The following is a 14,010-nucleotide window of genomic DNA, read 5'->3' on the forward strand; positions in this document are numbered from 1 at the left end:
TGCGGGGGTGCTCACGGGACTTCTCGATTCCTGACCGGTCGCAGCGCGGCCTTGACGACGATGCTCGGCAGCGCATGGGCGCCGTGGGCGGCAGCCGCCCGGTACTCGCGCGGGGAGACTCCGACGAGTTCGCGGAACCGGGTGCTGAAGGTGCCCAGGGAGGAGAAGCCGACGGCGAAGCAGATCTCGGTGATGCTCAGGTCACCGCGGTGGATGAGCGCCATCGCCCGCTCGATCCGCCTGGTCATGAGGTAGGAGTACGGGGGTTCGCCGAAGGCGGCGGCGAACCGGCGGCTGAGATGGCCGGCGGACATGTGGACGCCCGCGGCGAGGCCGGGGACGTCGAGGGGACGGTCGTACTCGCGGTCGATCCGGTCCCGGACCCGGCGCAGGGCCACGAGCTCGGGATCGGCACCGCTCACTCGGCGTGGAGTCCCTGCTTGAGGGTCTCCCCGCGGAAGAACGCCGGATGCCGGATCGCCTGGACGATCATGATGACGACGCCGAGGAGGAGCACCCCGATCCCGAGGACGAAGACGAGGCCGATGCCGAAGACCGACGACCCCGAGCCGTACGCGGGGTCGAGGGAGTCGATCGCGGTGCGGACGAAGATGACGAGCAGGGTGACCCCGCCGATGAGCGGGAAGAGGAAGCGGAAGAAGACCGTGCGCGCTGAGACGAAGAGGGACTTCCGGAAGTACCACGTGCACGCGAGTCCCGTGATCCCGTAGTAGAAGCAGACCATGAGGCCCAGCGCGGTGATCGTGTCCCACAGCGCGTTCTCCGACAGCAGCCGCATGACGACGTAGAAGATGATCGCGGCCGCCGCCGAGGTGATCGTCGCCACCGACGGGGACTTGAACCGCGGGGAGACGTTGCCGTAGCGCTTCGGCAGGGCCCCGTAGTGGCCCATCGCGAGGATCGTCCGCGAGGGTGAGACCATCGTCGACTGCAGTGAGGCGAGTGAGGACGAGAGCACGGCGATCGAGACGATGATGGCGAAGGGTCCCATGATCGGTCCGGCCAGGGCCGCGAAGATCGACTCCTGGTTCTCCGGGTTGCCCGCCCCGAGGCCCTCGGTGCCGACCCCGGCGTAGGAGATCACGGCGATCGTGCAGGCGAGGTAGATGATGACGATCGCGAAGATCGTGAGCATCGCCGCCCGTCCCGGGGTCTTCTCCGGGTCCTTCGCCTCTTCGTTCATCGTGATGACGGTGTCCCAACCCCAGAAGAGGAAGATCGAGAGCGACACGGCAGCCGCGATCGTCGAGAAGTCGCCTGCGGCCACGGGGTTGAACCAGTCGAGTTGAACGGGTGTCGGGTCGTAGGCGGTGCCGGTGGCGACGTGGACGAGCGCGGAGATGACGAACCAGCCGAGGGCGAGGACCTGGAAGGCGACCAGCCACACCTGGACCTTCTCCGTGGCTTCGACGCCGCGGTAGGAGATCCACGCGGCGACTGCGGTGAGCGCCACGGTGATGGGGATGTTGATCCACAGCACCCGTGTGAGGTCGGCGATCGCCGGGTCGGAGAAGATCTGGCTGAGCAGGATGAAGAGGAAGTCGACGCCGACGGCGGCGAGGTTGGACAGCACGAGGACGGTCGCGGCGATGAGGCCCCAGCCGCCCATCCATCCGAGCCACGGTCCGAAGGCCCGTGTGGCCCACGTGAAGGTCGTGCCCGAGTCGGGCATGGCCGTATTCAGCTCGCGGTAGCCGAAGACGACGAGGAGCATGGGGACGAAGCCGATGAGGAGGATCGCCGGGGTGTGGACGCCGACCTCCGAGATCGTCGGGCCGAGCCCGGAGGTCAGGGTGTATGCGGGGGCGATGCAGGCGATGCCGATGATCGCTCCGCCGATCGCGCCGACCTTTCCTGCTGAGAGCCCCTTCGCGCTCAGTCCGGAGTCGGTCTCGATGGGGCGGTCCGGTGCGGGTGTTGCCGAGGTCATTCGCTCATCTAATCAGATCGGTGCCCGGAGGAGAGAATCGTCTCAGCGGTGGCCCGTCCGATGCGCACCGCCCCGTCGACGTGCTGGTAGCCGCGGCCGGCGATGTCGGAGCTGGCGAACCGGATCGGTCCGACCGGGTCGTTCTGATACCGGCCCCACCGGTGGAGCCCGCCGAGGTCGTAGCTCGTCGCGTACGCCCCGCGCGTCCATTCCTCGGCGCCGAAGTCCGAGAGGTGGAAGACGATGGGGTCGAGGGCTTCGGGTCCGAGGAAGTCGGCGATCGCCTCGAGGATGGTGCGCTTGCGGTCCTCCTCGTCCAAGGCCCACATCGCGTCGGCGTTGACGTCGGAGATGAACCCGACGAGGGTGCCCTGCTCCTCCCCGTGGTTCGTGTTGTCGTAGACCTCCTGGACGAGATGCCCGACGCCGAAGCCGGTGCCCGAGAGTCCCGCATCGCGCCAGAAGGGCCGCGGGTAGGTCGCATGGACCTTGATGACCAGCCCCATCGACTGGTGCTGGTGGAAGACCTGCTGGAGGCGCGGCAGGTGGGGGACGTAGGTGATCCGCGAGTAGAGGTTCGGGGGCACGGCGACGATGACGTCGGTGCCCGCGAACTGCGCGTCGTCGGTGCTCACGACGACTGGGTCACCGGACCAGTCGATCGTGCGCACGGGGCTGTTCAGCCGCACCACCGTGTCCCCGAGGTCGGCGGCCATGAGTTCGGAGACCTGCTGCATGCCGCCGATGACGCGGCGGTCGAGGATGAAGTGGTCGTCGACGAGGTTGGAGAACGATCCCGCCGAGGCGGCCATGAGCACGGCCTGGAGCGTCGAGAACGCTGTGTCGGGTTTCGTGAGCATGCCTCCGGCGACGAACATGCCGATGTTCTCGCACGCGAGTTCGTCGGCCGACTGCTCGCGCAGCCAGTGGTGGAAGGAGATCGAGTCGAGCTCCTTCGCGTCCTCGGCATCCCAGGGACGCTCTGCCCCGATGCGCGCGGCGAGGTCGTCGAGGATGCCGATGAGGCGGTCCATCTCCGACTGCCTGCGCTCGGGGACGGGGAACGCGTCACCGGAGTAGACGGTGCGGGTGCCGTCGGGGGCGAGGAAGACCCGATCGCCGTCGCGGTGCCGGGGGAAGGTGCTCAGCCCGAGTTCGTCGACGAGGTCGAGGATCGCGGTCTGGTCGGGTGAGATCCACTGGCCGCCGATCTCGAACATCTGCCCGTCGATGCGGTCCGTCCAGGTCCTCCCTCCCACCCGGTCGCGGGCTTCGAGGACGACGACCGAGCGGCCGACTGCGGTGAGCGTCCTCGCGGCGGTCAGCCCTGTCGGTCCCGCTCCGACGATGACGACGTCGACTCTCTCCATGGCACTCCCCCGTGACCTTCGCTGCGGCACGCGCGTCTGCGCGCGTAGCACTCAGGGTAGCCACGGGCCGGTTCCTTGGGAAGGACCGTCTCGCCGACGCGGAACGCGCGCTCACCGGAACGCCAGCGGATCGGCGTCGGGGTCGGCGTCCTTGGCCTTGAGGAAGCCCCAGGCGTCGGGGCGGGAGCCGTCCAGGTCGGTGAGTCCGTAGGTCGTCGCGAGGTCGAAGCTCGACAGGGTCCGCCCGGTGAAGCGGTGCCGGTCAGGGTCGGCGGCCAGCGCGGCGATGCCCCTCCCGAGCATGTGCGGGGTCTCGGAGACGGCGAAGTCGGCAGGCGGAACGCTGCGGTCCGGGTCGAGGGCGTCGGAAAGCCAGGTCTCCTCGGTCGTCGAGAAGCCCTCGAGCATCATCTCCGAGCGCAGCCATCCGGGGGTGAGCGCCACGGCCGTCGCCTCGGCGCCGGCGAGGTCGTGGGAGAGGCCGAAGGCGAGGCGGCTGATCGCCGTCTTCGTCACATCGAGCCACACCGACTCCCGATAGTGCGTCGCGTTGTACTCGCTCGTCCCGTCGGTGATCTCGACGTGGAGTCCGCCGGGTCGCGCGGTGAGCAGCGGCAGCAGCGCGCGGGCCGTCCTCAGATGGCTGATGAGTCCGGTCTCGACGAGTCGCATGCCCCTGACCGCGTCCGCGCGCCAGAACGGCTCACCCCAGGAGACGTAGGCCTCTCCCCCGATGTCGCCCACGAGGATGTCGAGGTGCTCGCTGCGCGCACCGATCCGCTCGGCCAGTTCCGCGACGTCGTCGGCGACGAGGTGGTCGCAGACGACGGCTTCCCCGTCGCCGCCCTCGGCCCGGACGAGCTCGAGCGTGCCCTCGATCGTCTCGGGGCGCCCGTAGTCCGAGGGTGCATCGGTGCTCGAGCGCCCCGTGCACCACACGAAGGCTCCGGCTGCGCCGAGTTCCCGGGCGATCGCCCGTCCCGCCCCGCGGGTGGCCCCGGCGACGACCGCGGTCCGTCCGCTCAGTGGTCTCGTCTCATCAGTCATGCGACCAGTCTGGACGCCTTTCCCTGACATCTTCTGTCAGCGACTGCGACTATTCTTGCCAAGGTGAAGGCTGCCCGACTCGTCTCCGAGATCGTCCTCCTCTCCGCCCGCTCGACGCCGCTGTCGGCACGCGAGCTCGCGCGCCGCCTCGAGGTCACCGAACGCACGATCTACCGGGACCTTCGGGAGCTCTCGGCGATGGGGGTGCCCGTCGTCGCCGAATCCGGCCCCGGCGGGGGCATCAGCCTGCTCGACGGCTGGACCTCCCCGCTGTCGGGTCTCACCCGCGCCGAACTCGAGTCCGTCCTCCTCGGGTCGCTCGCCGCAACCGACCTCGGCCTCTCCCGTGAGCTGGCGACGGCCCGGGCGAAGATCCTCGCAGCCGAGACCGGCGACGCGGACTTCTCTCGCACCGTCGTCGTCGACGGCCCCGACTGGTTCACCGAGAAGGAGGACCTTCGCGCCCTCGAGCCGCTCGTCACGGCGCTGCGCACCCGGCGTGGCGTGCGCATCGTCTACACCCGCTCCGGTGAGTCCGTCGTTCGGTGCCTCATCCCCCTCGGCCTCGCGGTCAAGGCCGGCCGCTGGTACCTCGTGGCCCAGCCGCCGGGCGGCTCGCCGCGGACGTATCGGGTCGCTCGGATCACCGACGTCGACCCCGTGTGGACGGCGGTGCGCGGGCCTGCGGACTTCGACCTCGGCGCGTTCTGGGAGAAGGCGAAGCGGGGCTTCGACCGGGCCATCCGCACGACTCCGGTCCGTCTCCGCCTCGCCGAGGCGGCCCTGCCCGATCTCCTCCGCGCCGTTCCCGGGCCGCTGACCGCAGAAGCGATCGCCTCGGCGCAACCGGTCGCCGACGGCGACGAGTGCGAGGTCGACATCCTCCTCGAATCCGCTGAGATCGCCGTCTCCCAGCTGCTCACGGTGCCCGGGGTCACGGTCGTCTCCCCGCCGGGGATACGCGACGAGGTCGCGAGCAGGGCTCGCGACCTCGTGCGGCGCAACGGGCGCTGAGGGGGCTCCGGGACGGGCCGGGGTTCAGAGGACGGTCCAGCTCCCCTGGATCTCGCCGGCGCTGATGCCGCCGACGGCCTGCATGGCGGCCTTCGAGAGGTCGATGCAGCGCGAGCCCGAGTAGGGTCCGCGATCGTTGATGCGCACGGTCACGGACTTGCCGTTGGCCGTGTTCGTCACCTTGACCTTCGTCCCCAGCGGAAGGCTCTTGTGGGCGGCGGTGAGCTTGCTCGCGTCGAAGGGTTCCCCGCTGGCGGTGGGGTTGCCGTCGGTGCCGTCGCCCCCGCCGTAGTAGGACATCGGGCACGATCCCGACTGGCCGCCGGACGAGCTGCCCGAGGCCTTGGCGCCGGATCCCCCGGATGCCTCCCCCCCGCTCTTCGCCTTCGATGACGTCGACGACGAGGACTCGGCCTTCGCGGGCGCGGTCTTGGGTGCCTGGGTCTTCACCTCGAGCGAGACCTTGCCCGGCTTCTCCTTCGCCTGTTCCTCGGCCTTCTGCAGGGCCTCATCGGCAGCGGGGGCGGCGGGAGCCTCGACGACGACGGGACTCTGCGCGACGACACGCGAGGAGTCCTGGGCGGCACCGGGAACCATGGCGAACGTCGAACCGACGACGGCGGCGGTCGCCGCTGCGGGGACGACGAACGCCGAGAGGACAGGGCGGGACCGGACCGCTGCCAGCACTCCCCCGGCCGACTCCGGGGTGTGGCGTCCGCTGCGCCGCTTCCGCGGCGCGAGTGCGGAGAGGAATGAGCCCTTCGTCGTCGGCGAGGAGTGTTTGCCCACTGTCCGTCCTTCGGGTGAATGCGGGCACCCAGACAGACGCTGACTGTGCCCGATGGTTATCGGATCGTTACCGAAGGACAGTCTAGTTAACGAACTGTTACATTTTCAACGCGGCGCGCGGCTGACCGCCGAACGATCACCCGCGGTCGCCGCGGCGCTGGGAGGCGCGGACGACGAGGCGGCGGACGCCGTTGGCACCGTTGGTCACGGTCTCCTGCGCCCTGTCGAAGGCGCGTTCGACCTTGCCGCTGCGCACTGCGTCATCGATCGCGTGGGACACGTTGCCGAGTGCCCTGTTCACTCCCGACTCGGTTGCCTCGATGAGGCGGGATCCCTTCGCGGCGTCGCGGACGTTGCGCACCCCGCTGCTCGCTGCGCCGTACGCGCGCTCGGCGACGGAACGGGCCCGCTGGGTCGGGGTGCGCTTGGTCGAATCGATGACGAAGTCGGGTTCGATGGGATCTTCTGCTCGGCTCATGCCTCCATCGTTGTCGACCCCGGGGCGGATTTCAACAGGCGCCTAGGATTGGGGTATGAATTCCCAGCCGGAGGTCATTGCGCATCGGGGCGGGCGCTGGCCGGAGACGAGCGAGAACACGCTGCCCGCCTTCGCGGCCTCGGCTCGGGCCGGTGTGCACTGGATGGAGACCGATGTCCACGCCTCGGCCGACGGCGTCCTCTTCGCCGCCCACGACGCAGACCTCGACCGGATCGCCGGAGTCCCGCATCTCATCCGGGACCTTCCCGCGTCGGAGGTCGACCGCATCGATCTTCTCCACGGGGGCCGACTCCCCCGCCTTAGCGACCTCCTTGACGCACTGCCGGACGTGGAGTGGAACATCGACGTCAAAGCTCCACACTCGATCGGCCCGATGGTCCGCTTCGTCCGGACCCGGCATGCCGAGGACCGGCTGCGCCTCGCCTCGTTCTCCGACGCGACCCTGACCCGGCTGCGGGAGGCGCTGCCGGGAGTGCGCACCTCGGCCGGGACGGGTGAGACCGCCCGCTTCGCCCTCGGGGCGCTGCCCTGTCTGCCCGCGCAGGGACTCCTCGGTCTGCCCCCGGGTCTCGACGCACTCCAGGTGCCGATGCGCTGGAAGGGTCTGCCCGTCGTCACCGAGGACTTCGTCGCCCGCGCCCACCGGGTCGGACTCGTCGTCCATGTCTGGACGATCGACGACCCTGCGGACATGCTCACGCTCGCCCGCCTCGGCGTCGATGGGATCGTCACCGACGAGGTGCTCCTCGCCCAGCGCACACTCGCCTCGGGGGTCGCCGACCCGGCGTCGGAGGGGAATAGCCGGAGACGGTAGACTGTTGCCTTTGTACGGTCGCCTGCAGTCGAGTCGAAGGGAAGAGAGATGAGCGAACGCAGTCTCCGCGGTACGCAGTTGGGCTCGCGCAGCCTCGAGTCGGAGGAGGGTGTCGAGCCCGCGCCCCGGCAGATGGTCGAATTCGAGTGCGAGGACGGCACCCGCTTCAAGGTTCCGTTCTCCATCGAGGCGGAAGTGCCCTCGACGTGGGATTCGGGCATCCACGGCATCGGCGTGCGAGTCGGCGTCAACGAGCCCGACGGCGAACCCGAGAAGCATGTGCGCTCGCACTGGGACATGCTCCTCGAGCGCCGCTCGTTCGACGAACTCCAGGTCCTCCTCGATGAGCGCCTGGCGATCCGCCGCGGCGAGGTTCCCGCCCAGAGCTGAGACAGCACACACCGAGCAGGACGCTCGGATGAGGGGGTGTCGGTCCGTCGACCGACACCTCCTCTGTCATGTCCGCACGGATACGGGTCAGCTGCGGCGGCCCGAGAGCATCTGCCGCAGCTGACGACCGCGCCGGGCCAGACCCCAACCGGCGACCTTGGTGAAGGCCTCGGAGATGATCGAGGAGCTCATCTTCGACTCCCCGAGTTCGCGTTCGACGAAGACGATGGGGACCTCGAGGACGCGGAAGCCGGCGTCGACGGTGCGTCCGGTCATGTCGATCTGGAAGCAGTACCCCTGCGACTGCACCCCGGTGAGGTCGAGGGCCTCGAGCACGGCCCGCCGGTAGGCCCGGAATCCGGCCGTGGCGTCGCGGACGCCGAGCCCCATCGCCGCGTCGACGTAGAGGTTGGCGCCGCGTGAGAGGAGGAAGCGCGAGTACGGCCAGTCGACGATCTCGCCGCCGCGGACCCAGCGGGAGCCGATGACGAGGTCGGCCTCGTCCGCGAGCGCCGGAGCAAGCAGCTGGCCGAGGTCGAGGGGGCGATGGGAGCCGTCGGCGTCGAACTCGCAGATGATCGCGTAGTCACGCTCGAGTGCCCACGCGAAGCCGGCGATGTAGGCCATGCCGAGACCGGCCTTCTCGCTGCGGTGGAGGACGTTGACGCGTGGGTCGACCGCTGCGAGTTCGTCGGCCCACTCCCCCGTTCCGTCGGGGGATCCGTCATCGACGATGAGGACGTCGACCTCGGGCTGGTGCTCGAAGAGCCCGGCGAGGGTGACCGGTAGGGCGAGGCGTTCGTTGTAGGTGGGGATGACCACGAGGATTTCTGAGACCACCCGCCCCACCCTACGCCCGCAGGGGCGAAACAATGAGCCGACACCCCCGCCTTCGGACCACGGTGTGCGTGCAGTCACAGCAGCGCAGTGCACCGAGTTATCTAATGACGGGAGCGTCGGCTCCACTCCACGACCGGTGGAATGTCATCGTCGAATCTAATGGCTCCGACCGCCCCAGCAAAATCCCTCTGACCTGCGGTTTTGATCAACTTCCCAGGTGAGGGCCAGGTTCGGCGGGAAGAAATTCCTCTGCGCCTCGGCGTGTCGGATTGCTCTCGGGCCCGCAGAGCGATCTCAGTCACGCGGCAGGTCCGGTCGCGCTCAGCCGATCCGGGTGGGGAGGGGGACGTCCGCGGCGAGCTCCGGCAGACCCGGGGTGCCCGAGCGCGGGTCGGTGCTCCACGCGGCCACGCGCGGATCGGCGACCTGGACGACGAGCCGCTCGACCCGCCAGCGACCGAAGTCGGCGGCGGCACCGGGACGCAGCACTCCCCCTTCGGGGTTGCCCGCCGCGCGATGGGCGAAGCGGGTGGCGGCGTTGAATGCGGCGCGCGCGCCGATGCCGTGGGTGCCGAGGACGGCCGAGCGGACTCCCGCCCAGGGAGAGTCGTCGGCGAGGACGAGGGAGACCTGGGCGCCGGCGGCGAGCAGCGGGGCGAGCGGCTGGTCGAGGCTGGGGTCGAGGGTGATCGCGATCCCGGAGCGTCCGAGCGCCTCGACGTGGGACTCCGGGACGGCGAAGTCGAGGAGGAGCCGATAGCCGAATCGCTGCGCGTGCGCCGGATGCTCTCCGAGGCGGGCGAGGACGGCGTCGAGCTCGGTGCTCGAGGCGACGGCGAGGTAGAGGGAGGTCTCGGGGAGCGTCTCGAGCTCGGCGAGGGCGGCCGCGGGCAGCCACGCCCGCTCGGTGCCCGCCGCGAGGTCGGGATAGGCGACGATGCGCAGGTCCTCGGGTGCGTCGGCGACGAAGTCCCGGATGGCGGACGAGGGGCCGAGGACGTGGACGTGGGCGATGCCGCGATCACGCAGCGCCGTCGCCGTGGGCGAGTCGGGCCCGAGGATGAGACCGGCATGGACGAACCCCGGGGCGAGGAAGTCCCCGTCGAGGTTCTCCGCCTCCGGGTCGAGGGCAAGGGCCGCCTCGTCCGAGCCGATGAAGTTCACTGTCCCGTCCGCGCTGCCGAGGGCGGTCGCGAAGGGGTCGACGCTGCTGTAGACGTCTCCGCCGTAGTACATATTCACAGCCGCCAGGCTACACCTGCCGTCCACCGCTGCGGGCATCGGCGTCAGGGGCGTCGGGTAGGGTCAGGGCTGTGAAGCCTTTGGTACTCGTCGACACCCCAGCCCTGTACTACCGCGCCTTCTACTCGGTGCCGGATTCGATCGTCAACGACGAGGGGCAGCCGGTCAACGCGATCCGCGGCGTCGTCGACACGGTCGCCCAGATGATCCGCCGCTTCTCCTCCGCCCGGGTCGTCGCGGCGATGGACGCGGACTGGCGTCCGGCCTTCCGCACCGCGATCATGCCCGAGTACAAGGCCGCGAGGATCAAGGACGAGGCTGCGGGGACGGAGATCCCGCCCGAACTCGACGCCCAGCTTCCCATCATGCGCCGTGTCCTCGCCGCCGCCGGCATCCCCATCGCCGAGGTGGACGGGACGGAGGCCGACGACGTCATCGCGACGATCGCCGCACAGTCGGCCACCCCCGTCGTCATCGTCTCCCCCGACCGCGACCTCCTCGCCCTCCTCGACACAGACCGCGACGTCAGCGTGCTCCGGCCCCGCAAGGGAGGGGAATGGGAGGCGATCACCGCCGCCGACCTGCCCGGCCTCTACGGTGTCGACTCGGGCATTCGCTACCGGGAGCTCGCCGCCCTGCGCGGGGATCCCTCCGACGGCCTTCCCGGCGCCGCCGGCATCGGGGAGAAGACAGCCGCGACCCTGCTCACGAGCTTCGGGTCGCTCGCGGGCATCGTCTCCGCCGCGAAGGCGGGGGTGAAGACCGGCGGGCTGAGTGTGAAGCGGGCGACGACGATCGTCGAGTCCGAGGAGATGCTCGCCCGCACCGTCGAGGTGATGACCTGTCTCACCGATGTCGACCACGGCATCGACCTCGATGTCCTCCCCCTGATCTTCGATGCCCAGGCCCTCGAGGCCGCGGCAGCCGGGCAGAACATCGCCCGCTCCGTCGACAACCTCGCCACCGCCCTGCGCGGTCTCGCCGACGCCCCGCCCACCGACGCACAGGCGGGCCCGGGGGTCGCCGCGGCGCAGCCGGTCCGACCCGCACCGAGATCCGAGGCCGGCGTCGCGTGGCCGCACGCCCGGCTCGTCGGCTTCGACCTCGAGACGACCGGGGTCGACCCCGACACCGCGCGCATCGTCACCGCGGCCTTCGTCGAGGACCCCGACCGGGTGGAGATGTGGCTCGCGGACCCCGGCGTCGAGATCCCCGAGGCCGCGCGCGCCGTCCACGGCATCACCACCGAGTACGCACAGGCCAACGGCATGCCCGCGGTCGAGGTCGTCACCGCTCTGTGCACGGAGCTCACGGGCCTCCGGGACGAGGGCGCCGTCGTCGTCGGCCACAACATCGTCTACGACCTCAGCGTCCTCGATGCCGAGGTCCGCAGGCACCGTCCCGACCTCGACCTGCGCTCCCTGCTCCCGGCGATCGTCGACACCTTCGTCCTCGACCGCCGCGTCGACCGCTACCGCCGGGGCAAGCGCACGCTCACGGCCACCGCCGAGGCGTGGGACGTCTCCCTCCTCGACGCCCACGACGCCGCCGCCGATGCCCGAGCGGCCCTGGACATCGCCCGAGCGTTGGCTTCGAAGTCCACGGAAATCGCCGCGTACACCCCACAGGAGATCATGGCGGCGCAGGGCGAGTGGAAGCGCGCTCAGGCCGCTGACCTCCAGGCCTTCCTCCGCCGGAAGGGCAACGCCGACGCAGTCGTCGACGGATCATGGCCCATCGCCGACGAGGCTAGAATCGAGACGCGACCAGACCGATCAGAAGGACGATGACTTGGGACTCTTCTCCCGTTTGCTCAACCGGCCCGGTGCCCAGGCCGACAAGGCCACAGGATGGTTCGAGAAGGCGACCACCGACCTCGATGCGGCAGCCGCCGAATTCGCCGATCTCAGCGATGCCGAGCTGACCGACGCCGCCAGTGAGGTGTTCGCCTCCGGCACCGCCCGCGAGACCCTCGTCCGTTATGCGGCCCTCGCGAGGGAGGCCGCCGAGCGCACCCTGGGCGAACGCGCCTACGACACGCAGCTCGTCGGACTCATCGGACTCCTCCAGGGGCACATCGTCCAGATGGCCACCGGTGAGGGCAAGACGCTCGTCGGTGCGCTCGCCGCGGCCGGATATGCGCTCCAGGGCCGCCGGGTCCACGTCGTCAGCGTCAACGACTACCTCGCCGTCCGCGACCGGACGTGGATGCAGCCGGTCTTCGATCTCCTCGGCGTCTCCTCGGCCGCGATCTCGGCCGCCCTCGACGACGACGACCGGCGCGAAGCCTACCGGTCGGAGGTCCTCTACGCCTCCGTCACCGAGGTCGGCTTCGACGTCCTCCGCGACCGCTTCGTCCTCGACGACGAGGACATCCGGGTCGCCGAACGCGATGTCGTCATCGTCGACGAGGCCGACTCCGTGCTCATCGACGAAGCCCGCGTGCCTCTCGTCCTCGCCGGGTCCTCGTCCATCGAGGACGGTGATGAGCGCATCGCCGCCCTCGTCGAGACCCTCATCCCTGGCACCGACTACGAGATCAGCCCCGACCGCCGCGCCGTCTCCCTCACCGATGCCGGCGTCACCCGGGTCGAGGACGAGCTCGGCGTCGAGCTCTTCGGCGACGGCGCCGCCGACCTCGCCGCCGTCAACCTCGCCCTCTACGCGAAGGCCCTGGTCAAGCGCGACATCGACTATCTCGTCGTCGATGGGCGGATCAAGCTCATCTCCTCCTCCCGCGGCCGCGTCGCCGAACTCCAGCGTTGGCCCGACGGGCTCCAGGCCGCCGTCGAGGCGAAGGAGAAGCTCGAGACGACCGAGAGCGGGGAGATCCTCGACCAGATGACCGTCGAGGAGCTCATCCACGGCTACGAGACCGTCTGCGGGATGACGGGCACGGCGCTTGCGGTCGGCGACGACCTCCGCGAGTTCTACTCCTTGGAGATCGTCCCCGTCGACACCCACCTGCCCGTCGTCCGCGAGGACGAACCCGACCGGCTCTACACGTACCAGGAGTCGAAGGAGCGGGCGATCGTCGAGGAGGTCGTCGAGAACCACGCGAACGACCGTCCGGTCCTCATCGGCACCTCCTCGGTCGCCGAGAGCGAGTCGCTGGCGCAGCGACTGGTCGAGCGCGGCATCGACGTCGCCGTCCTCAACGCGAAGGACGACTCCGCCGAGGCCGAGATCATCGGTGCCGCCGGACGCCCGGGAGCCGTCACCGTCTCGACGCAGATGGCCGGCCGCGGCACCGACATCAGGCTCGCCGACGACTCCGTCGCCGAAGGCGGCGGGCTGCTCGTCATCGGCGCCGGACGCTACCTGTCCTCCCGCCTCGACGATCAGCTGCGCGGACGCGCCGGGCGACAGGGTGATCCCGGCACCTCGGTGTTCTTCACCAGCCTCGAGGACGAGATGCTCACCAGGGTGCCCGAGATCCAACGGTTCGTCTCCGAAGGCGACGAGACCGGTCGGATCGACTCGAAGCGCGCGCTCACCCTCGTCGAGCACGCCCAGCGCATCGCCGAGGGCCAGAACACCGCTCTGCACCGTGACACGTGGCGGTTCAACGAGCTCATGGCCAAGCAGCGCGAACTCGTCCTCGCCCGTCGGCGCGAGCTGCGCACCGAGGATGAGGCGATCGACGAACTCAAGGACCGCCTCGGCGAGAGGGCGACGGAACTCGCAGAGAAGCACTCGGAGGAGGTCGTCGACGAGAGCCTTCGCGCGGTCCTCCTCTTCCACCTCGACGCCCGCTGGGTCGACCACCTCGCGTTCCTCAACGATCTGCGCGAGGGCATCCACCTGCGCACATTCGCGAAGGAGAAGCCCCACGAGGCCTTCAACACGGAGTCGATCCGGGTCTTCTCCTCGTTCTGGTCCGATGTCCTCGACGACTCCGTGAGCACCGTCGAGGAGGCGGAGTTCACCGACGAGGGCATCGACCTCGCCTCGCACGGGCTCAAGCGCCCCTCGTCGACGTGGACCTATCTCACGACGGAGAACGCGTTCGGCTCAGACATCGAGAACATCGTCAAACGGATCCGCCGGTAGC

At 69.8% G+C, this 14,010-nt stretch carries 13 protein-coding genes; 5 read left to right on the top strand and 8 right to left on the bottom strand.

The window, feature by feature from the left end; genetic code table 11:
• Positions 1–11: 11 nt before the first annotated feature.
• The 4 genes from ACQ1RG_RS13150 to ACQ1RG_RS13165 all read right to left on the bottom strand — a co-directional run bounded on the left by ACQ1RG_RS13150 (position 12) and on the right by ACQ1RG_RS13165 (position 4,368).
• Positions 12–422: a helix-turn-helix transcriptional regulator gene (locus ACQ1RG_RS13150; protein WP_009375762.1), complete on the bottom strand. Its 411-nt coding sequence runs from the start codon at positions 420–422 to the stop codon at positions 12–14.
• Positions 419–1,951 carry an APC family permease gene (locus ACQ1RG_RS13155; RefSeq protein WP_009375763.1) on the bottom strand — a complete coding sequence of 511 codons (1,533 nt, stop codon included), beginning with the start codon at positions 1,949–1,951 and terminating at the stop codon, positions 419–421. The genes ACQ1RG_RS13150 and ACQ1RG_RS13155 overlap by 4 nt, the downstream gene beginning before the upstream one ends.
• 8 nt (positions 1,952–1,959) lie before the next feature.
• Complete coding sequence (locus tag ACQ1RG_RS13160) at positions 1,960–3,321, bottom strand: flavin monoamine oxidase family protein (protein ID WP_009375765.1); 1,362 nt, start codon at positions 3,319–3,321, stop codon at positions 1,960–1,962.
• A gap of 111 nt (positions 3,322–3,432) precedes the next feature.
• The gene (locus tag ACQ1RG_RS13165; RefSeq protein WP_009375767.1) at positions 3,433–4,368 is read right to left on the bottom strand and encodes an SDR family oxidoreductase; all 936 of its coding nucleotides are present in this window, start codon (positions 4,366–4,368) and stop codon (positions 3,433–3,435) included.
• Positions 4,369–4,431: 63 nt separating this feature from the next.
• Between ACQ1RG_RS13165 and ACQ1RG_RS13170 the strand changes: the two genes are divergently transcribed.
• Entirely contained in the window at positions 4,432–5,382 is a 951-nt protein-coding gene (locus ACQ1RG_RS13170; RefSeq protein ID WP_009375768.1) for a helix-turn-helix transcriptional regulator, read from the top strand.
• A gap of 24 nt (positions 5,383–5,406) precedes the next feature.
• Here ACQ1RG_RS13170 and ACQ1RG_RS13175 read toward each other — a convergent pair whose 3' ends face one another.
• Entirely contained in the window at positions 5,407–6,171 is a 765-nt protein-coding gene (locus ACQ1RG_RS13175) for a septal ring lytic transglycosylase RlpA family protein (RefSeq protein ID WP_009375770.1), read from the bottom strand.
• Positions 6,172–6,307: 136 nt separating this feature from the next.
• A complete protein-coding gene (locus ACQ1RG_RS13180; protein WP_009375772.1) occupies positions 6,308–6,649 on the bottom strand; it encodes a hypothetical protein in 342 nt (113 codons plus the stop codon).
• Between the two features lie 55 nt (positions 6,650–6,704).
• Between ACQ1RG_RS13180 and ACQ1RG_RS13185 the strand changes: the two genes are divergently transcribed.
• Together ACQ1RG_RS13185 and ACQ1RG_RS13190 are read left to right on the top strand one after the other, a co-directional pair.
• Positions 6,705–7,484 carry a glycerophosphodiester phosphodiesterase family protein gene (locus ACQ1RG_RS13185; protein ID WP_009375777.1) on the top strand — a complete coding sequence of 260 codons (780 nt, stop codon included), beginning with the start codon at positions 6,705–6,707 and terminating at the stop codon, positions 7,482–7,484.
• A gap of 48 nt (positions 7,485–7,532) precedes the next feature.
• On the top strand, positions 7,533–7,874 hold the full coding sequence (locus ACQ1RG_RS13190; protein WP_009375781.1) for an RNA polymerase-binding protein RbpA: 342 nt from the start codon (positions 7,533–7,535) through the stop codon (positions 7,872–7,874).
• A gap of 87 nt (positions 7,875–7,961) precedes the next feature.
• On the opposite strand, the gene ACQ1RG_RS13195 is transcribed toward ACQ1RG_RS13190, so the two are convergent.
• A complete protein-coding gene (locus ACQ1RG_RS13195; RefSeq protein ID WP_009375783.1) occupies positions 7,962–8,714 on the bottom strand; it encodes a polyprenol monophosphomannose synthase in 753 nt (250 codons plus the stop codon).
• A 321-nt stretch (positions 8,715–9,035) separates the two neighbouring features.
• Entirely contained in the window at positions 9,036–9,950 is a 915-nt protein-coding gene (locus tag ACQ1RG_RS13200) for a metal-dependent hydrolase (RefSeq protein WP_009375785.1), read from the bottom strand.
• Positions 9,951–10,027: 77 nt separating this feature from the next.
• On the opposite strand from ACQ1RG_RS13200, the gene ACQ1RG_RS13205 reads away from it, so the two are divergent.
• Positions 10,028–11,746, top strand: a complete 1,719-nt coding sequence (locus ACQ1RG_RS13205; protein ID WP_231882277.1) for a 5'-3' exonuclease H3TH domain-containing protein — start codon at positions 10,028–10,030, stop codon at positions 11,744–11,746.
• A gap of 1 nt (position 11,747) precedes the next feature.
• Positions 11,748–14,009: an accessory Sec system translocase SecA2 gene (secA2, locus tag ACQ1RG_RS13210; protein ID WP_009375788.1), complete on the top strand. Its 2,262-nt coding sequence runs from the start codon at positions 11,748–11,750 to the stop codon at positions 14,007–14,009.
• Position 14,010: the final 1 nt, after the last annotated feature.

This window comes from Brevibacterium sp. K72 (assembly GCF_050562175.1).
Classification (GTDB): Bacteria; Actinomycetota; Actinomycetes; order Actinomycetales; family Brevibacteriaceae; genus Brevibacterium; species Brevibacterium casei.